General features: G+C 70.2%; 6 protein-coding genes. 4 read left to right on the top strand and 2 right to left on the bottom strand.

Annotated features, from left to right (window positions below):
• Position 1 precedes the first annotated feature (1 nt).
• Positions 2-2,047: an apolipoprotein N-acyltransferase gene (gene lnt, locus MSM1_RS19820; protein WP_213445585.1), complete on the top strand. Its 2,046-nt coding sequence runs from the start codon at positions 2-4 to the stop codon at positions 2,045-2,047.
• Positions 2,044-2,838 carry a polyprenol monophosphomannose synthase gene (locus MSM1_RS19825; RefSeq protein ID WP_213445588.1) on the top strand — a complete coding sequence of 265 codons (795 nt, stop codon included), beginning with the start codon at positions 2,044-2,046 and terminating at the stop codon, positions 2,836-2,838. The genes lnt and MSM1_RS19825 overlap by 4 nt, the downstream gene beginning before the upstream one ends.
• Positions 2,839-2,944: 106 nt before the next feature.
• Here MSM1_RS19825 and MSM1_RS19830 read toward each other — a convergent pair whose 3' ends face one another.
• A complete protein-coding gene (locus MSM1_RS19830) occupies positions 2,945-3,292 on the bottom strand; it encodes an RNA polymerase-binding protein RbpA (RefSeq protein ID WP_213445590.1) in 348 nt (115 codons plus the stop codon).
• A 673-nt stretch (positions 3,293-3,965) separates the two neighbouring features.
• Between MSM1_RS19830 and MSM1_RS19835 the strand changes: the two genes are divergently transcribed.
• Together MSM1_RS19835 and MSM1_RS19840 are read left to right on the top strand one after the other, a co-directional pair.
• Positions 3,966-16,490 carry a type I polyketide synthase gene (locus tag MSM1_RS19835; protein WP_213445592.1) on the top strand — a complete coding sequence of 4,175 codons (12,525 nt, stop codon included), beginning with the start codon at positions 3,966-3,968 and terminating at the stop codon, positions 16,488-16,490.
• A gap of 20 nt (positions 16,491-16,510) precedes the next feature.
• Positions 16,511-19,192 carry an NAD-dependent epimerase/dehydratase family protein gene (locus MSM1_RS19840; RefSeq protein WP_213445595.1) on the top strand — a complete coding sequence of 894 codons (2,682 nt, stop codon included), beginning with the start codon at positions 16,511-16,513 and terminating at the stop codon, positions 19,190-19,192.
• 18 nt (positions 19,193-19,210) lie between these two features.
• On the opposite strand, the gene MSM1_RS19845 is transcribed toward MSM1_RS19840, so the two are convergent.
• A complete protein-coding gene (locus MSM1_RS19845) occupies positions 19,211-19,894 on the bottom strand; it encodes a hypothetical protein (RefSeq protein ID WP_213445597.1) in 684 nt (227 codons plus the stop codon).
• Positions 19,895-20,002 lie beyond the last annotated feature (108 nt).

Here is a 20,002-nt window from a genome sequence, read left to right on the forward strand (position 1 = left end):
TATGGGTAACGACCCTCGGCGGGATGACGCAAAGCCGCTGTTCGGCCGGGCCGACGCGAACCGCCCGGCGGCCGCAGCCGACGACCCCGACGTCAACACCGCCGCAGCTGCCGATGCCGACCCCGACACCGGCTTGGACCCGAGTGGTGACGCGCCCCCGCACGTGCCGGCAGCGTCAAGGCGGGCCTGGCGGCCCGGGTCGCCGGTACCCCGGCGGCTGCGGAAGCGCAGCGGCACCGCTCGCACCCGACTGGCCCGGCTGGGCGCCGCTGCGCCGCGATGGCTGGCCAGGGCTTTGCTGCCCCGCCTGCCCCGACTGGGCGCCACCATCGTGGCCGGTTTGCTGCTGTGCGCGAGCTTCCCGCCGCTGAAGTTGTGGTGGTCCGCAATCCTCGCGGTTGCGCTGCTGGCCTGGGTGCTCACCCGCCAGGCCACCACCACGCTCGGCGGACTGGGGTACAGTTTTCTGTTCGGGTTAGCGTTCTACCTGCCATTGCTGCCGTGGATCAGCACGCTGGTGGGCGCAATACCGTGGCTGACGCTGTCGATCGTGTGCGCCGCGTTTCCGGGACTCTTCGGCCTGCTGGCGGTCGTGGTGCGGTGCCTACCCGGCTGGCCGATCTGGTTCGCGCTGCTGTGGGGCTCACAGGAATGGCTGAAGTCGGCCGTCCCCTTTGGTGGCTTCCCATGGGGCGAGGTAGCCGCGGGTCAAACGGATGGCCCCTTTCTGCCGCTGGTTCGGCTGGGCGGGGTCGCGTTGCTGTCGGTGGCAATCGTGCTGCTGGGCTGCAGCATCGCCGCGCTGGCACTAGAGACCCACCGGTGGTGGCAGGCGGGCCGGCAGGCCCGCGGCGGTGGCCGGGGCCCCCACGGCAGCCGCACCGATACCCAGGCGGTCGACATGCCGCCGGCGGTGGTGCTGCCGGCGTTCTGCATTTGCCTGACGCTGTTGACCGCGGTGGTCGTCTGGCCACCGGTGCGGCATTCGGGCGCGGGATCGGGCGATGACCCCCCCGTCACCGTGGCGGCGGTGCAGGGCAATGTGCCCAAGCTCGGCCTTGACTTCAACGCCCAGCGCCTCGCGGTGCTGCGCAACCACGTTCAGGAGACTCTGCGCCTGGCGGAAGACGTGCGTGCGGGTCGGGCGCCGCAACCGCAGTTCGTCGTCTGGCCCGAAGATGCGTCGGAAATCGATCCGCTGCTCAACCGCGACGCCGCCCAGCAGATCTCGGCGGCCGTCGACGCGATCCGCGCGCCGATCCTCGTCGGCGCCCTGTTCGAGGTGCCGGGCATGCGGCCGGATCATCCCGCATACACGAACACGGTGATCGTCTGGAATCCCGGGACCGGCCCGGCTGATCGCCACGACAAGCGGATCATCCAGCCCTTCGGGGAGTACCTGCCCTGGCGCGGGTTTTTCCGCCGGCTCACGCCGCTGGCTGACTTGGCAAACTACATCGTTCCGGGTAAGAGCGTCGGCGTGGTGCGCGCAGCGGGTATTCCGGTAGGCGTTGCCACCTGTTGGGAAGTGATTTTCGACCGTGCGCTGCGGGAATCGGTCCGCAACGGCGCGCAACTGTTCGCCATGCCCAGCAACAACGCCACCTTCAACAAAGCCATGAGCGAGCAGCACCTGGCCTTCGACAAGCTTCGTGCGGTGGAACACGACCGCTACGCTGTGGTCGCCGGCACCGTCGGGATCAGCGCGGTGATCGCGCCGGACGGCCGGGAAGTGGAGCGCACCGACTTTTTCGTGCCCGCCTACCTGGACACCCAGGTGCGGCTGAGGACGACGCTGACGCCGGCGGGCCGCTGGGCCCCGATACTGCAGTGGCTTGTCCTGACGGCGGGTGTCGCAGCGGTCCTCGCCGCGATACGGCACAATGGGTGGTTCCCGCGTCCGAACCGTCGCCACGAGCCGTCAGCGGTTGCCTCCCGCGCGCCTTCGGGCGACGCTGAGGGCGCCACCCCGCCCGATGAGGGCATCACCGACATCCCGCCCGGCGGTGACCGACAGGCGGCCGGGCGATACCGAGGAGCACCATGACCATTGGCCAGCCGGCGTCGCCGGCCGGGGGCTGTCGTCCCAGCCAGCGCACCCTGGTGATCATCCCTACCTTTAACGAGCGCGAGAATTTGCCGTCGATACTTCACCGGCTGCGCCGCGCTCGTCCGGATGTACACGTGCTCGTCGTGGACGACAGCAGCCCCGATGGCACCGGCGAGCTCGCCGACGAGCTGGCACGGGCGGACCCCGACCGGGTGCACGTGCTGCATCGGCGAACCAAGGACGGGCTGGGTGCGGCGTACGTGGCGGGGTTCGCCTGGGGATTAGCCCGGCGGTATTCGGTGCTGGTGGAAATGGACGCCGATGGCAGCCATGCGCCCGAGCAGCTGCACCGCCTGCTGGACGCCGTTGATACCGGCGCGGACCTGGCCATCGGTTCGCGCTACGTCGAGGGCGGAACCGTCCGCAACTGGCCGTGGCGGCGGCTAGTGCTCTCCAAAGCGGCCAACGTGTATTCCCGACTGCTGCTGGGTCTCGGCGTTCATGACATCACCGCCGGCTTCCGCGCCTACCGGCGTGAGGTGCTGGAAACCCTCGACCTCGACACCGTGGATTCAAAGGGGTACTGCTTTCAGATCGACCTGACCTGGCGCACCGTCCGCAACGGCTTCACGGTCGTTGAAGTGCCCATTACCTTCACCGAGCGCGAACTCGGGGCGTCGAAAATGAGCGGCTCGAATATCCGTGAAGCAGTGCTCAAAGTCGCGCGTTGGGGAATCGAGACCCGACTAACGCCCAACCGCGCCGCGCCCGCCGACGATCGCGCCTAACGGTGCTGGCCGGGTGAGAGCGGGTATCTCGCCCGCCCGGAAATGCCCTCGCCCGGAAATGCCTGCGACCACGGTGGGCAATGCCGGGAGGCTCAGGGGTGGTTGATCAGCTGCTGGAACTCCCGCGGCGGCGCGCCCTGATGATCTCCAGCCGTTCCTTCAGCAGTTCCTCGAGCTCCTCGATCGTGCGGCGCTCAAGCAGCATGTCCCAATGCGTGCGCGGTGGCTTGACCTTTTTCGGTTCTGGCAGGTCACCTTCGATCAGGGTGCCTTCCAGACCGTTGCGGCACAGCCAGGTGGGAGGGATTTCGGCGTCATCGGCGAACGTGACCTCGAACTCCTCACCGTTCTCGGTGCGGTAGCGGGCAATTTGACGCGGCGCCAAATCATGGTTGCGGTCGGTCTCGTAGCTCACAGCTCCGAGGCGGCTACCCCTTAGGACGCGATCAGCCATCGGGCCTTACTCCTCTGAATAGCTTCTCTACCTGATTCTTTGCCCAGTTCTTTACCACGGTTATTCTTCCCGCGATGATCAACGCGTCAACATCCGGCACGGTTCCCGGGCGGGATATGATCGCCGCTCCTTTCCAGGTCGCTCGTCCGGCTCACGGCGCACACCAGGCAAGCCGCCTCAGGGCTGGGCCGTCCGCCGGCGGCAACCGGGATACCTCCACGATACCGGGAACGTGGCGGGCGCGACGAGAGTGACCGGGCGGTGTCATCGGCCGCTGGTGGTGGGTTGCCCGCTTACCGGCGGCGCCACCGGGGCACGTCCGATACGGGCGGAGTGACGCCCCTCGTGCTCGCCGGAGGCCGGCAGGTACAGTCGCGCCATGGACCACAGGCGGCACCGGGACCCGCTGACAACCCGGGGTGCGAACGGGCTGGGCCAGTCGGCGCGGCGCAACGTAGTCGGGTGCTAAAGGTGCTAAATCGGGAGCATTGCGCGTTTTGGTAAGCAGTTTTGGTTTTGGCAATCCCGCCCAAGTTGGCCATACTCAACCACCGACGTTCTCGGGCTGAGCAGCAGGCAGCCTACGTCGTCACGTGGTGCAGCAACTTCAATGACTCGGCGAGAGCCGCATTCGGCGTTCCGAGACGACCAACGCCAGGCGAAGGGTAGCGACATGGTTGATCAACTCCAGCATGTGACCGAGGCGCTGCGGAAATCGCTGGTGCAAATCGAGCGGCTGAAGCGCAAGAACCGCGCGCTGCTGGAACGGTCGAGCGAACCGGTCGCCATTATCGGGATGGCGTGCCGGTTTCCGGGTGGCGTGAGTTCCCCGGAGGACCTGTGGGAGATGCTGGTCGAGGGCCGCGACGTGATGTCGGAGTTCCCCACAGATCGCGGATGGGATCTGGGCGGGCTGTTCAACCCCGACCCCGACGTCCCGGGCACGTCCTACACCCGCCACGGGGGGTTTGTCGATGACGTCGCGGGTTTTGACGCCGCCTTTTTCGGGGTGTCGCCGGCCGAGGCGCTCGCGACCGACCCGCAGCATCGGATGCTGCTGGAGTTGTCGTGGGAGGCGTTGGAGCGGGCCGGGATTGACCCCACATCGCTGCGGGGCAGCGCCACCGGGGTGTTCGCCGGGCTGATAGCGCAGGGCTACGGCATGCTCGCCGAGGAGATCGAGGGCTACCGCCTGACCGGCATGACCTCCAGCGTGGCGACCGGGCGGGTGGCCTATGTGCTGGGGTTGGAGGGCCCGGCGGTGTCGGTGGATACCGCCTGCTCGTCCTCGCTGGTGGCGCTGCATATGGCGGTGGCCTCGCTGCGCTCCGGTGAATGCGACCTCGCCCTGGCGGGGGGAGTGACCGTCAACGCCACACCCACGGTGTTCGTCGAGTTCAGCCGGCACCGGGGGTTGGCGCCGGACGGGCGGTGCAAGCCGTTTGCCGCCGCAGCCGACGGGGTCGGCTGGTCCGAGGGTGGGGGGATGCTGGTGGTGGAGCGGTTGTCGGATGCGCGGCGGCTGGGGCATCCGGTGTTGGCGGTGGTGGCTGGTTCGGCGGTCAATCAGGATGGGGCCTCTAATGGGTTGACCGCCCCTAATGGGCCGTCGCAGCAGCGGGTGGTGCGCGCGGCGTTGGCCGGTGCGGGGTTGTCGGGGGCCGACGTGGCCGTGGTGGAGGGGCATGGCACCGGCACCACGTTGGGGGATCCGATTGAGGCGCAAGCGTTGTTGGCGACCTATGGGCGGGATCGGGGGGAGTCCGCGGAGCCGTTGTGGCTGGGGTCGATCAAGTCGAATATGGGCCATACCCAGGCGGCCGCGGGGGTGGCGGGGGTGATGAAGATGGTGTTGGCGTTGCGCCATGGGTGGCTGCCGGCGACGTTGCATGTGGATGCGCCTAGCCCGCATGTGGATTGGTCGGCGGGGCGGGTGGAGTTGTTGACCGAGGGCCGGGCGTGGCCGGCGGGGGGGCGGGTGCGCCGGGCGGGGGTGTCCTCGTTTGGGATTAGCGGCACCAATGCGCATGTGATCCTCCAGGAGGCCCCGCCGGCGCCGGCGCGCCCGCCGGCGCCGTGGCGCCCGCCGGTGCTGGCGTGGGTGGTGTCGGCGAAGACCCAGGGGGCGCTTTGCGCCCAGGCGGCGCGGGTGGGGGGGTTTGTGGCCGCGCACCCGGAGCTGGATCCGCTGGATGTGGGCTGGTCGCTGGCGGGGCGCTCGGTGTTTGAGCGGCGCGCGGTGGTGCTCGGCGCCGATCGGGAGGCGCTGCTGGGTGGGTTGGCGGGGCTGGCCGGCGGGGATCTGGGCCCGGGGGTGATCAGCGGCGCCGCGGGGCCCGCGGGCAAGACGGTGTTTGTGTTTCCCGGCCAGGGCTGCCAATGGCTGGGCATGGGGGTGGAGTTGCTGGAGTGCGCCCCGGTTTTCGCGGAGCGGCTGGAGGAATGCGCGCGGGCTTTCGAGGAGTTCGTTGATTGGTCGCTGCTTGAGGTGCTGCGGGGGGCGCCGGGGGCGCCGGGGCTGGATCGGGTGGATGTGGTGCAGCCGGCGCTGTTTGCGGTGATGGTGGCGCTGGCGGGGTTGTGGGAGTCGATCGGGGTGCGCCCGGATGCGGTGATCGGGCATTCCCAGGGGGAGATCGCCGCCGCGTATGTGGCCGGTGGGTTGTCGCTGCGGGATGCGGCGCGGGTGGTCACGGCGCGCAGCCAGTTGTTGCGGGAGTTATCCGGGCCGGGGGGCATGGCCGCGTTGGCGTGCGGCGTCGAGCGGGCCCGTGAGCTGCTGGCCCCGCTGGGGGGGCGGGTGGGTATCGCCGCGGTCAATGGGCCCTCGGCGGTGGTGGTCTCCGGGCAGGCCGAGGCGCTAGAGGAGCTGCTGGGGGGCTGCGCGGCCCGCCAGGTGCGGGCCCGGCGCATCGAGGTGGACTACGCGGCGCATTCCGCGGCGGTGGAGGCCATCGCCGGGCGGCTTGGGGAGCTGTTGGCGGGCATTGAGGCGCGCTCGTCGCGGACGGTGTTTTTTTCCACCGTCACCGGCGCGGTGTTAGACACCGCCGGGTTAGACGCCGCCTACTGGTATCGCAACCTGCGTCAAAGCGTGCAGTTTGAGGCCGCGGTGCGCAGCGCGTGCGCGCAGGGCTATCGCAGGTTTATCGAATCCAGCCCGCATCCGGGCTTGATCAGCGGGATCGAAGAGACCGCCGCTGACTGCCTGGGCGGCGCCGGCGCGGTGGTGGTGCTGCCCACCTTGGGCCGCCACGACGGGGGGTGGGGGCGGTTTTTGGCCTCGGCGGCGCAGGGGTTTGTGGCGGGGGTGGGGGTGAATTGGCGGGCGGTGCTGCCCGGTGGGGGGTTGGTGGGGCTGCCGACGTATGCGTTTGAGCGGCGGCGGTTTTGGTTGTCTGCTGAGCGCGGCGGGGGTGATGCGGCGGGGTTGGGGCTTAAGGCGGGCGGGCATGCGCTGTTGGGCGCGGTGGTCGAGGTGCCCGAGGGGGGTGCGGTGGTGTTGACGGGCCGGGTGGGGCCGGGTGGGCAGCCCTGGCTGGGGGATCACCGTGTTTTTGGTGTGGGGGTGTTTCCGGGGGCGGGGTTTGTGGAGTTGGCGGTGCGCGCCGGGGATGAGGTGGGCTGCCCGGTGGTGGAGGAGTTGACGGTGCGCGCCCCGTTGCGGGTGCCGGAGTCGGGCGCGGTGGGGCTGCAGGTGCTGGTGGGGGCCCCCGGGGAGGGTGGTCAGCGGCGGGTGGCGGTGTTTTCCCGGGAGCGCCCCGAGGCGGGGTGGGTGTGTCATGCCGAGGGGCTGCTAAGCCCCCGGGGGCGGCGCCCGGGGGAGCTGGTGTCGGCCTGGCCGCCCCCGGGGGCGGTCGCGGTGGATCTCGCCGAGGGCTATGCGCGGTTGGCGGGGCGTGGCTATGGGTATGGGGCGGCGTTTCGGGGGCTGCGCGCGCTGTGGCGCCGCGGGGAGGAGCTGTTCGCCGAGGTGCGGTTGCCGGAGGCGGCCGGGGGGGCCGAGGGGTTTGGGATCCATCCGGCGCTGCTGGATGCCGCGCTGCATGCGCTGCTGCTGGCCGGGGGCGACGCGCCGGTCGTGGTGCCGTTTTCCTGGCAGGGGGTGTGCCTGCACGCCGCGGGCGCCACCGCGGTGCGCGCGCGGCTGGCCCCGGTGGGTCCCTGGGCGGTCAGCGTGGAACTCGCCGACGAGCTGGGGTTGCCGGTGCTGTCGGTGGGGGCGCTGCGGGCCCGCCCCATCACCGAAGAGCAGCTGCGGGCGGCGGTGTCGGCCGCGGGCCCGGATCGGCTTTTTGAGCTGCGCTGGTCACCGGCCCCGCCGGCCGGCAGCGCGGGCGCGGTGGCGTTCGAGGTGGTTGACTGCCCGCCCGCCGAGGGGCTGGGCGGGGTCTATGAGCGCACCCATCAGGTGCTCGCGGCGCTGCAGTGCTGGCTGGCCGACCACCACGAGGGGGTGCTGGTGGTGCTCACCCACGGGGCGGTGGCCTTACCCGGTGAGGATGTCACCGATTTGGCGGGGGCCGCGGTGTGGGGGCTGGTGCGCTCGGCGCAAACCGAGCATCCCGGCCGCATCGTGCTCGCCGACCTCGACACGCCCGGCCCGGCGGGGGCGCGGGCCGGGGCGGGGCCCGAGAGGCAGCCGGGCAAGGCGGTCGTTGATGAGGGCGTTGTGGCGCAGATTCTGGCCGCCGGGGAGCCGCAGGTGGTGCTGCGTGGTGGGGTGGCGCACGTGGCGCGGGTGCATCCCAGCCGGCAGGCCGATCACCTGTTGGTGCCGCCGGACGGTGATCGGCCCTGGCGGCTGGGGCTTTCCAGCGCGGGCACTTTCGAGAACCTGCTGCTTGAGCCGGTGCCCGGCGCGGATGCGCCGCTGGCGCCCGGGCAGGTCCGGGTGGCCATCCGCGCCATCGGCCTCAACTTCCGCGACGTCATGATCACCCTGGGCATGTTCACCCACGAGGCGCTGCTCGGTGGCGAAGCCGCCGGTGTGGTCGTCGAGGTCGGGCCGGGAGTCACCGAATTCGCGGTCGGTGATGCGGTAATGGGATTCTTCCCCGACGGCAGCGGCACGCTGGTCGCCGGGGATGTCCGACTGCTGCTGCGGATGCCCGCCAACTGGTCGTACGCCCAAGCCGCTGGCATCTCAGCCGTTTTCAGCACCGCCTACTATGCATTGCGGCAGTTGGCCGACGTGCGGCCCGGGCAGCGGGTGCTGATCCACGCCGCTACCGGGGGGGTGGGGATGGCCGCGGTGCAGCTGGCCCGGCATTGGGGGTTGGAGGTTTTCGCCACCGCCAGCCGCGGTAAGTGGGACACGTTGCGGGCCATGGGTTTTGACGAGGACCACATTTCCGACTCGCGCAGCCTGGAATTCGAGGACAAGTTCCGGGCGGTCACCGCCGGGCGCGGCATGGACGTGGTGCTTGACGCGCTGGCCGGGGAGTTCGTGGACGCCTCGCTGCGGCTGGTGGCCCCCGGCGGGGTGTTCCTGGAAATGGGCAAGACCGACATCCGCGACCCCGGCGCCGTCGCCGAGCAGCATCCGGGGGTGCGCTACCGCGCGTTCGACCTCTTCGAGCCGGGCCGCTCACGCATGCACCAGTACCTGCTCGAGCTCGCGCAACTGTTTAACGACGGCATTTTGCGGCCGTTGCCGGTGACCGTGTTCGATATCCGGCGGGCGCCGGCGGCGTTGCGGTATTTAAGCCAGGCCCGCCACGTCGGCAAGGTGGTGTTGAGCATGCCCGGCGCGTGGGCGGCGGGCACCGTGCTTATCACCGGCGGCACCGGGATGGCCGGTTCGGCGCTGGCGCGTCATCTGGTGACCCGCCACGGGGTGCGGCATCTGCTGTTGGTGAGCCGCCGTGGCGCCGACGCGCCGGGCGCGGCGGAGCTGGTCGCCGAGCTGACCGGCGCGGGTGCTCAGGTGCGGGTGGCTGCCTGCGACGCCGCCGACCGGGACCGCCTGGCCGAGGTGATCTCGGCCATCCCGCCGGAGCGCCCGTTGTCGGCGGTGATTCATGCCGCGGGTGTTCTCGATGACGGGGTGTTGACGTCGTTGACCCCCCAGCGGGTCGACGCGGTGTTGCGGGCCAAGGTGGATGCGGCCTGGAACCTGCATGAGCTCACGCGTGAGCTGAATGTGTCGGTGTTTGTGATGTTTTCGTCGATGGCCGGGCTGGTGGGCTCCTCGGGGCAGGCCAACTATGCGGCGGCCAACTCGTTTCTTGACGCGCTGGCCGCGCATCGGCGTGCCCAGCACTTGCCGGCGGTGTCGCTGGCCTGGGGTCTATGGCAGCAGGGCAGCACGATGACCGGCGGGTTGGCAGACGCCGATCGCGCCCGCCTCGGCCGGTGGGGTGTCTCGGGGTTGCCCACGGCGGACGCGCTTGAGTTGTTTGACACTGCGCTGGTTATCGGTGAGCCGTTGCAGATTCCCGCCCGCATCGACCTGACCGCACTAGGGTCCGGCGGTGCTGTGACACCACCGATGTTCAGCGAGCTGATCCGTGTGCCCGCGCGCCGCCAGGTCGACGACTCGCTGGCCGCAGCCAAATCGAAATCCGCTCTGGCCCACCGCTTGCACGGGTTGCCCGCGGATGAGCAGCACCGGGTCTTGCTGGATCTGGTGCGCTCTCACATCGCGATCGTGCTGGGCAACACCGGCCCCGAAGCCATCGACCCCGACCGGGCTTTCCAAGAACTGGGCTTCGACTCACTGACCGCAGTCGAACTGCGCAATCGGCTCAAAACCGCTACCGGACTGGCACTCTCACCCACCCTGATCTTCGACTACCCAACGCCTAACGGTCTCGTTAAGTACATCCGCGCCGAACTCGCTGGCGTTCCACAAGAAATCACGCATGTACCTGCCGCACGGACAGTCGGCGACGAACCGGTCGCCATTATCGGGATGGCGTGCCGGTTTCCGGGTGGGGTGAGTTCCCCGGAGGACTTGTGGGAGATGCTGGTCGAGGGCCGCGACGTGATGTCGGAGTTCCCCACAGATCGCGGATGGGATCTGGGCGGGCTGTTCAACCCCGACCCCGACGTCCCGGGCACGTGCTACACCCGCGTCGGTGGATTCGTTGATGGAGTCGCCGATTTCGATGCCGCGTTCTTCGGGGTGGGGCCCAGCGAGGCCCTGGCAATGGACCCCCAGCAGCGGATGTTCTTGGAGTTGTCGTGGGAGGCGTTGGAGCGGGCCGGGATTGACCCCACATCGCTGCGGGGCAGCGCCACCGGGGTGTTCGCCGGGGTAATGGCACAGGGCTACGGCATGTTGTCCGCACAGCCCGTGGAAGGGTTTCGCCTGACCGGCACGACCTCCAGCGTGGCCTCGGGCCGGGTGGCCTATGTGCTGGGGTTGGAGGGCCCGGCGGTGTCGGTGGATACCGCCTGCTCGTCCTCGCTGGTGGCGCTGCATATGGCGGTGGCCTCGCTGCGCTCCGGTGAATGCGACCTCGCCCTGGCGGGGGGAGTGACCGTCAACGCCACACCCGATATCTTCGTGGAGTTCAGCCGCTGGCGCGGGTTGGCGCCGGACGGGCGGTGCAAGGCGTTCGCCGCCGCGGCCGACGGCACCGGGTTTTCCGAGGGTGGGGGGATGCTGGTGGTGGAGCGGTTGTCGGATGCGCGGCGGCTGGGGCATCCGGTGTTGGCGGTGGTGGCTGGTTCGGCGGTCAATCAGGATGGGGCCTCTAATGGGTTGACCGCCCCTAATGGGCCGTCGCAGCAGCGGGTGGTGCGCGCGGCGTTGGCCGGTGCGGGGTTGTCGGGGGCCGACGTGGCCGTGGTGGAGGGGCATGGCACCGGCACCACGTTGGGGGATCCGATTGAGGCGCAAGCGTTGTTGGCGACCTATGGGCGGGATCGGGGGGAGTCCGCGGAGCCGTTGTGGCTGGGGTCGATCAAGTCGAATATGGGCCATACCCAGGCGGCCGCGGGGGTGGCGGGGGTGATGAAGATGGTGTTGGCGTTGCGCCATGGGTGGCTGCCGGCGACGTTGCATGTGGATGCGCCTAGCCCGCATGTGGATTGGTCGGCGGGGCGGGTGGAGTTGTTGACCGAGGGCCGGGCGTGGCCGGCGGGGGGGCGGGTGCGCCGGGCGGGGGTGTCCTCGTTTGGGATTAGCGGCACCAATGCGCATGTGATCCTCCAGGAGGCCCCGCCGGCGCCGGCGCGCCCGCCGGCGCCGTGGCGCCCGCCGGTGCTGGCGTGGGTGGTGTCGGCGAAGACCCAGGGGGCGCTTTGCGCCCAGGCGGCGCGGGTGGGGGGGTTTGTGGCCGCGCACCCGGAGCTGGATCCGCTGGATGTGGGCTGGTCGCTGGCGGGGCGCTCGGTGTTTGAGCGGCGCGCGGTGGTGCTCGGCGCCGATCGGGAGGCGCTGCTGGGCGGGTTGGCGGGGCTGGCCGGCGGGGATCTGGGCCCGGGGGTGATCAGCGGCGCCGCGGGGCCCGCGGGCAAGACGGTGTTTGTGTTTCCCGGCCAGGGCTGCCAATGGCTGGGCATGGGCATCGGATTGCGCGACACATACCCGGTTTTCGCAGAAGCATTCGACAACGTCGTGACCGAGCTTGACCGGCATTTGCTTCGCCCGCTGCGCGACGTCATGTGGGGTGATGACGAAAACCTTTTGAACAGCACGGAGTTCGCCCAACCAGCACTATTCGCGATCGAGGTGGCACTATTCCGGCTACTCGAGTCATGGGGAGTGCGGCCTGATTTCGTGATGGGGCACTCGGTGGGAGAGTTAACCGCCGCCCATGTCGCGGGGGTGCTCTCACTGGAGAACGCGGCGGTTTTGGTGGCCGCCCGCGGCCGCCTCATGCAGGCCTTGCCGGGAGGCGGGGCGATGGTCGCGGTACAGGCCGGCGAAGACGAGCTACAGCCTTTGCTGAATGGCCAAGTCAGCATTGCGGCGATCAATTCTCCTGATTCGCTGGTGATTTCGGGTGCCGAGGATGCGGTAAGCGCGATAGCCGACAAGTTCCGCGACCAAGGACGCAGGGTCCACAAGTTGGCGGTCTCTCATGCGTTTCACTCGCCGTTGATGGAGCCGATGATTGCGGACTTCGGAGCGCTCGCCGCCGGACTTTCCGTGGGGCGGCCCGCCATTCCGATAGTGTCGAACGTGTCAGGGCAGCTGGCGGGCGATGACTACGGATCCGCGGACTACTGGACGCGTCACATCCGGCAAACGGTGCGGTTCGCCGACAGTGTGGCTGTTGCGCGGTCAGCCGGTGCGAATTGCTTTCTGGAAGTCGGCCCAAGTAGTGGTTTGACGGCGTCGATCGCAGCGGCGCTGCCGGGAGTCGACGTGGTGGCGATTTCCGCGCTGCGCAAAGACCAGCCGGAGCCGATAGCCCTGACACGTGCCTTGGCGCAGGGGTTTGTGGCGGGGGTGGGGGTGAATTGGCGGGCGGTGCTGCCCGGTGGGGGGTTGGTGGGGCTGCCGACGTATGCGTTTGAGCGGCGGCGGTTTTGGTTGTCTGCTGAGCGCGGCGGGGGTGATGCGGCGGGGTTGGGGCTTAAGGCGGGCGGGCATGCGCTGTTGGGCGCGGTGGTCGAGGTGCCCGAGGGGGGTGCGGTGGTGTTGACGGGCCGGGTGGGGCCGGGTGGGCAGCCCTGGCTGGGGGATCACCGTGTTTTTGGTGTGGGGGTGTTTCCGGGGGCGGGGTTTGTGGAGTTGGCGGTGCGCGCCGGGGATGAGGTGGGCTGCCCGGTGGTGGAGGAGTTGACGGTGCGCGCCCCGTTGCGGGTGCCGGAGTCGGGCGCGGTGGGGCTGCAGGTGCTGGTGGGGGCCCCCGGGGAGGGTGGTCAGCGGCGGGTGGCGGTGTTTTCCCGGGAGCGCCCCGAGGCGGGGTGGGTGTGTCATGCCGAGGGGGTGCTAAGCCCCCGGGGGCGGCGCCCGGGGGAGCTGGTGTCGGCCTGGCCGCCCCCGGGGGCGGTCGCGGTGGATCTCGCCGAGGGCTATGCGCGGTTGGCGGGGCGTGGCTATGGGTATGGGGCGGCGTTTCGGGGGCTGCGCGCGCTGTGGCGCCGCGGGGAGGAGCTGTTCGCCGAGGTGCGGTTGCCGGAGGCGGCCGGGGGGGCCGAGGGGTTTGGGATCCATCCGGCGCTGCTGGATGCCGCGCTGCATGCGCTGCTGCTGGCCGGGGGCGACGCGCCGGTCGTGGTGCCGTTTTCCTGGCAGGGGGTGTGCCTGCACGCCGCGGGCGCCACCGCGGTGCGCGCGCGGCTGGCCCCGGTGGGTCCCTGGGCGGTCAGCGTGGAGCTCGCCGACGAGCTGGGGTTGCCGGTGCTGTCGGTGGGGGCGCTGCGGGCCCGCCCCATCACCGAAGAGCAGCTGCGGGCGGCGGTGTCGGCCGCGGGCCCGGATCGGCTTTTTGAGCTGCGCTGGTCACCGGCCCCGCCGGCCGGCAGCGCGGGCGCGGTGGCGTTCGAGGTGGTTGACTGCCCGCCCGCCGAGGGGCTGGGCGGGGTCTATGAGCGCACCCATCAGGTGCTCGCGGCGCTGCAGTGCTGGCTGGCCGACCACCACGAGGGGGTGCTGGTGGTGCTCACCCACGGGGCGGTGGCCTTACCCGGTGAGGATGTCACCGATTTGGCGGGGGCCGCGGTGTGGGGGCTGGTGCGCTCGGCGCAAACCGAGCATCCCGGCCGCATCGTGCTCGCCGACCTCGACACGCCCGGCCCGGCGGGGGCGCGGGCCGGGGCGGGGCCCGAGAGGCAGCCGGGCAAGGCGGTCGTTGATGAGGGCGTTGTGGCGCAGATTCTGGCCGCCGGGGAGCCGCAGGTGGTGCTGCGTGGTGGGGTCGCGCACGTGGCGCGGGTGCATCCCAGCCGGCAGGCCGATCACCTGTTGGTGCCGCCGGACGGTGATCGGCCCTGGCGGCTGGGGCTTTCCAGCGCGGGCACTTTCGAGAACCTGCTGCTTGAGCCGGTGCCCGGCGCGGATGCGCCGCTGGCGCCCGGGCAGGTCCGGGTGGCCATCCGCGCCATCGGCCTCAACTTCCGCGACGTCATGATCACCCTGGGGCTTTACCCCGATGACAACGCGGCGATGGGTGTGGAAGCTTCGGGGACGGTTGTGGAAACCTGGGGGGACGGCTGCCGATTCGCCATGGGCGACCGGGTAACCGGACTGTTCCCGAACGGCACCGCCAGCATCGCGACCACCGACGAACGACTGCTGGTCAAAATCCCCGCGGGATGGTCGCACCCCGAAGCCGCCACCGCACCGGTCGTTTTCAGCACCGCCTACTATGCATTGCGGCAGTTGGCCGACGTGCGGCCCGGGCAGCGGGTGCTGATCCACGCCGCTACCGGGGGGGTGGGGATGGCCGCGGTGCAGCTGGCCCGGCATTGGGGGTTGGAGGTTTTCGCCACCGCCAGCCGCGGTAAGTGGGACACGTTGCGGGCCATGGGTTTTGACGAGGACCACATTTCCGACTCGCGCAGCCTGGAATTCGAGGACAAGTTCCGGGCGGTCACCGCCGGGCGCGGCATGGACGTGGTGCTTGACGCGCTGGCCGGGGAGTTCGTGGACGCCTCGCTGCGGCTGGTGGCCCCCGGCGGGGTGTTCCTGGAAATGGGCAAGACCGACATCCGCGACCCCGGCGCCGTCGCCGAGCAGCATCCGGGGGTGCGCTACCGCGCGTTCGACCTCTTCGAAGCCGGGGCCGACCACGTCCGGGGGATCCTCGGCGAGCTGGCTGCGATGTTCGCCACGGCGGCGCTGCGGCCGTTGCCGGTGACCGTGTTCGATATCCGGCGGGCGCCGGCGGCGTTGCGGTATTTAAGCCAGGCCCGCCACGTCGGCAAGGTGGTGTTGAGCATGCCCGGCGCGTGGGCGGCGGGCACCGTGCTTATCACCGGCGGCACCGGGATGGCCGGTTCGGCGCTGGCGCGTCATCTGGTGACCCGCCACGGGGTGCGGCATCTGCTGTTGGTGAGCCGCCGTGGCGCCGACGCGCCGGGCGCGGCGGAGCTGGTCGCCGAGCTGACCGGCGCGGGTGCTCAGGTGCGGGTGGCTGCCTGCGACGCCGCCGACCGGGACCGCCTGGCCGAGGTGATTTCGGCCGTCCCGCCGGAGCGCCCGTTGTCGGCGGTGATTCATGCCGCGGGTGTTCTCGATGACGGGGTGTTGACGTCGTTGACCCCCCAGCGGGTCGACGCGGTGTTGCGGGCCAAGGTGGATGCGGCCTGGAACCTGCATGAGCTCACGCGTGAGCTGAATGTGTCGGTGTTTGTGATGTTTTCGTCGATGGCCGGGCTGGTGGGCTCCTCGGGGCAGGCCAACTATGCGGCGGCCAACTCGTTTCTTGACGCGCTGGCCGCGCATCGGCGTGCCCAGCACTTGCCGGCGGTGTCGCTGGCCTGGGGTCTATGGCAGCAGGGCAGCACGATGACCGGCGGACTCGGGACCACCGATTTCGCGCGGTTCGGCCGCGACGGCATCGTGGCGATGTCCTCAGCGGAGGCGTTGAAGTTGTTCGACACCGCACTGATCGCCGGGGAGGCGTTTTTGCTGCCGGCGCGCATCGACCTGTCGGCGCTGCGCGCCAAGTATGACGCGGGCACGTTGCCGCCGATGTTCACCGAGCTGATCCGTGTGCCCGCGCGCCGCCAGGTCGACGACTCGCTGGCCGCAGCAAAATCGAAATCCGCGCTGCTGCGACGTCTTGAGGGTTTGCCCGAAGACGAGCAGCACGCTGTCTTGCTGGATTTGGTGCGCTCTCACATCGCGACCGTGCTGGGCAACACCGGCCCCGAAGCCATCGACCCCGACCGGGCTTTCCAAGAACTGGGCTTCGACTCACTGACCGCCGTGGAGATGCGCAACCGACTGAAGGCGGCCACCGGACTGGCACTTTCACCCACCCTGATCTTCGACTACCCGAATCCGGCCGCCCTGGCCGGCTACCTGCGTCAAGAACTTCTCGGGGCCGCACCGCAGGAGGCGCAAAACGTTCCGCCCGGGGAAGAGGAGATTCAGCGCGTGCTGGCCACGATCCCGGTGAAGCGTTTGCGGCAGGCGGGTGTGTTAGATCTGCTGCTCAAACTGGCGGATGAAACCGGGGACACCATTGCACCGGAGACCACCGATGCAGCGGAGACCACCGAAGAGCAGATCGCGGACATGGACCTCGACGACTTGGTCAACGCTGCGCTGCACACCGACGAGGAGTAAACACCATCGGAGGTCGAGAGGTGAGAGTCGCCGTCACCGGCGCGAGCGGAGTAATCGGCCGCGGCCTCGTCGCCCGCCTGCTAAGCCAGGGCCACGAGGTCGTGGGGCTAGCGCGCCATCGGCCGGACAGCTGGCCCGGCACCGTCGAATTCGTGCAGTGCGACATTCGGGACGCGGCCGAGGTCCGGCGTGCCATCGCGGGCGCAGAGGTTGTCGCGCACTGTGCCTGGGCGGGGCGTGGCGGCGCAGCCGAGCGCACCGGCCATGAGGTCAACATCGGCGGCACCGCCAATGTGCTTGCCGCGATGGCCGCTACCGGAGCCAGGCGTATCGTGTTCCGATCAGCGGCGCACGTCTACGCTGCTCACCCGCCCGCAACCCGGCCGCGGACGGAGCGCGACGAGACCATGCCGGCTTCCCCGTATGCCCGCGTTGAGCAGCTGCTGGCCGCCTCCGGCGCGGAATGGGTGGCGGTCCGCTGCGGGCTCATCCTTGGCCGCGATTCCCCCAATTGGGTGCGCCGGCTGCTGGCGTCCCCCGTGTTCCCCGACGTCGGCGGCACCGCCGATCGACCCGTGCAGGTGGTGCATCCCGATGACGTCTGGCGAGTATTGCGGCGCGCGATCCTTGAGCACGGCCTGCCCAGTGGTCCGGTCAATCTCGCCGCACCGGGCGAGCTGACGCTGCGCGGTATCGCCACCACCGTCGGGCGCGCGCTCATACCGCTCGGCGCCCCCCTGATCGGACCGCTGCGACGATTCGGCGTCATCGCCGAGCTCGCGGCGTTGTCGTCGACGCCCGTGATGGATTGTTCGCGGCTGCACCAGCAGTGGCGGTTCACGCCGGCGTGGAACGCGGCCGAATGCGCCGAAGACTTCGCGCTGGCGGTCCGGGGACAGGTCAGCCTGGGCAAACGCGTGGTTTCGCTGCCCTGGCGGCTGCGCCGCGTACCGGACGTTCCGGCCGTGGATGCCCCGGCCGCGGACGGCGTGCCGCCCCGATTCGCCGGCCCCGACGGACTCAACGGCGAATTCGACACCCCGATCGACCCACGCTTTCCCACGTTTCTTGCCACCAATTTGTCGGAGGCGCTGCCGGGACCGTTCACGCCGTCGTCGGCGTCGGTCACCGTCCGCGGGTTGCGGGCCGCCGGCGTGCTCACCGCCGAGCGGCTGCGGCCCGGCGGGCTGATCCAGCGCGAAATCGCGATGCGGATGGTCGCGGTGTTTGCGCACCGACTGTATGGGGCCATCACCTCCGCGCACTTCATGGCGGCCACCGTGCCGTTCGTCAAACCCGCGACGATCGTGGCCAACAGCGGGTTTTTCGGGCCCAGCGCCGCGACGCTGCCGGTTTTCGGCGACCAGCGGGTGCCCTCTCGGTCCGGCCGGGCCGCCACATCGCTGCGGACCATCCGCAACATCGGGGTATTCGGCGTCAACCTGACCGGTCTCACCGCCGGCGCGGCCCGTGACACCCGGGACTACATCGCCGATGTCGATCGCCTGGAACAACTCGCCGGCGTCGAGGTCAGCACCCTGAGCCGAGACCGGTTGCTGAGCCTGATCTTGCTGGCCCGCGACCACGTCGTGCACGGGTGGGTGCTGGCCGCGGGATCGTTTCTGGTGTGCGCCGCGTTCAACGCGATGCTGCGCGGCGTTTGGGGTCGGGCCGCCGCGCCGCCGGCCGGCCCGCAGCTGGTCAGCGCGCGCCCGCTGGACGCGGTGCACCGGCTGGCGGAGGCGGCGCGACGCGACCCCGCGGTGGCCCGTCTGCTGACCGATCCCGGCGAACACCTAAACGAGTCGCTGGCCGCGCAGGCACCGGAATTTCATGCCGCCCTACACGCCGAGCTGGCGGTGATCGGGCACCGCGGCCCGGCGGAGGTGGAGATGGCCGCGACCACCTACGTCGACGATCCGGAGTTGCTGCTTCAGATGGTGGCCAAATCGTTGGACGTTCCCGCCGCCCCGGCACCCAAGCATCCGGTTATTCCGTTGCGGGCGAAGGCTATTGCCCTGCTGGCGGCGAGCCAGCTGCGCGAGCGAGAAGTCCGCCGCGACAAAATGGTGCGGGCCATCTGGGTGCTGCGGCGGCTGCTGCGTGAATACGGCCGCCGGCTAACGGATTCCGGTGTTTTCAACACCGTCGACGACGTGTTCTATCTGCTGGTCGACGAACTTGAGGCGTTGCCACCCGACGTCTTGGATCTGGTGGCCCGGCGCCGCGCCGAACAGCGCAGGCTGGCAAGCGTGGCTCCGCCGCCCGTCTTCAGTGGCAGCTGGCAGCCGGGCAGCACCCTGGCCACGGTGCTGGCGGTCGGGGACAGCCTGCGTGGCCTGGGCGTATGCGGCGGCCGGATCCGGGGCCGGGTGCGCATCGTCCGGCCCGAGACTATCGCCGAGCTGGAGCCCGGCGAAGTCCTGGTCGCTGAGGTGACCGATGTCGGCTACACCGCCGCGTTTTCCTATGCGGCCGCGGTGGTGACGGAGCTGGGCGGGCCGATGTCGCATGCTGCGGTCGTGGCCCGCGAGTTCGGCTTTCCGTGCGTGGTGGACGCGGCGGGGGCCACGCGGCGCCTGCCACCGGGGGCACTCGTGGAGGTGGACGGTGGCGCGGGGGAAATCCGGGTGCTGCAACTCGCTCCCGCAGACAACCCGTCGCCGGCGGACGCGGAGCGCCACCGCAGTACGCGGAATTAGCAGGCGCTATTGGCGGCCCTACGGACAGCTGAATTTCGCGCCGACATCCTCCGGCGGCGGCACGGGCCGCAGGCAGCCGAACGGCTCGACACCGGCAGCCGAAAGCGCCACCGCCGAACGGTGGGCGTAGTTCACGCACAACGCGCCGGCATGATCGGCGCGACAGCGGAAGTCGCCGAATGCCAGCGACTGCCCATCGGGCAACTCCGGGCCCTCACCATAGATGAACGCACCCGGATCGCCGTGGACGGACCCGACCTGCAGGCTGGCGCCGTCGAAGTCGACCCAGCCGCCTTTCCACGCCCCGGAGGCGTTCGGCGGCCGCGGCGGCGGCTTGGACAGGTCGACGAGGCAGGATAACGTCCCGCTGGCGTGTTTGGAGTCGGTCATGCAGGCGACTGTGCCACCTGGGGCGGTGAAGGCGATGTCATCACCGAGCCCGGTAGTGGCGCCCTCACGCGTCGCGCTGTGGTAGCGGGCGGCATCGGCGGGGGTGGCCGCTTTGACCCAGGCGATGACATCGGAAATCGGGGTACCCGGCCCCGGCGGTCCCGAGGGTGGGAGCGGCCTGGCTGCCGACGGCGCGGCGCTGGTCACCGTCGTCGACGGCGCGCGGGTACGGGTTTGCTGAGACCCGTCGCTGACGGTGTGCGCACACCCGGCCAACAACAACACCGCTCCCAGCACGGCGGGGATTCGCATTCCGTCAGGCTAACCGGCGCCCGCCCGGTTGACCCGTTCGGCCACGTCCCAAGGACCGAAGTGCGACGGCCCGGAAAGGCCCGCGGCCATGCCCGGCTCTGGCCGGCC

This window comes from Mycobacterium sp. SM1, from assembly GCF_018361265.1.
In the GTDB taxonomy this organism is placed as follows: domain Bacteria; phylum Actinomycetota; class Actinomycetes; order Mycobacteriales; family Mycobacteriaceae; genus Mycobacterium.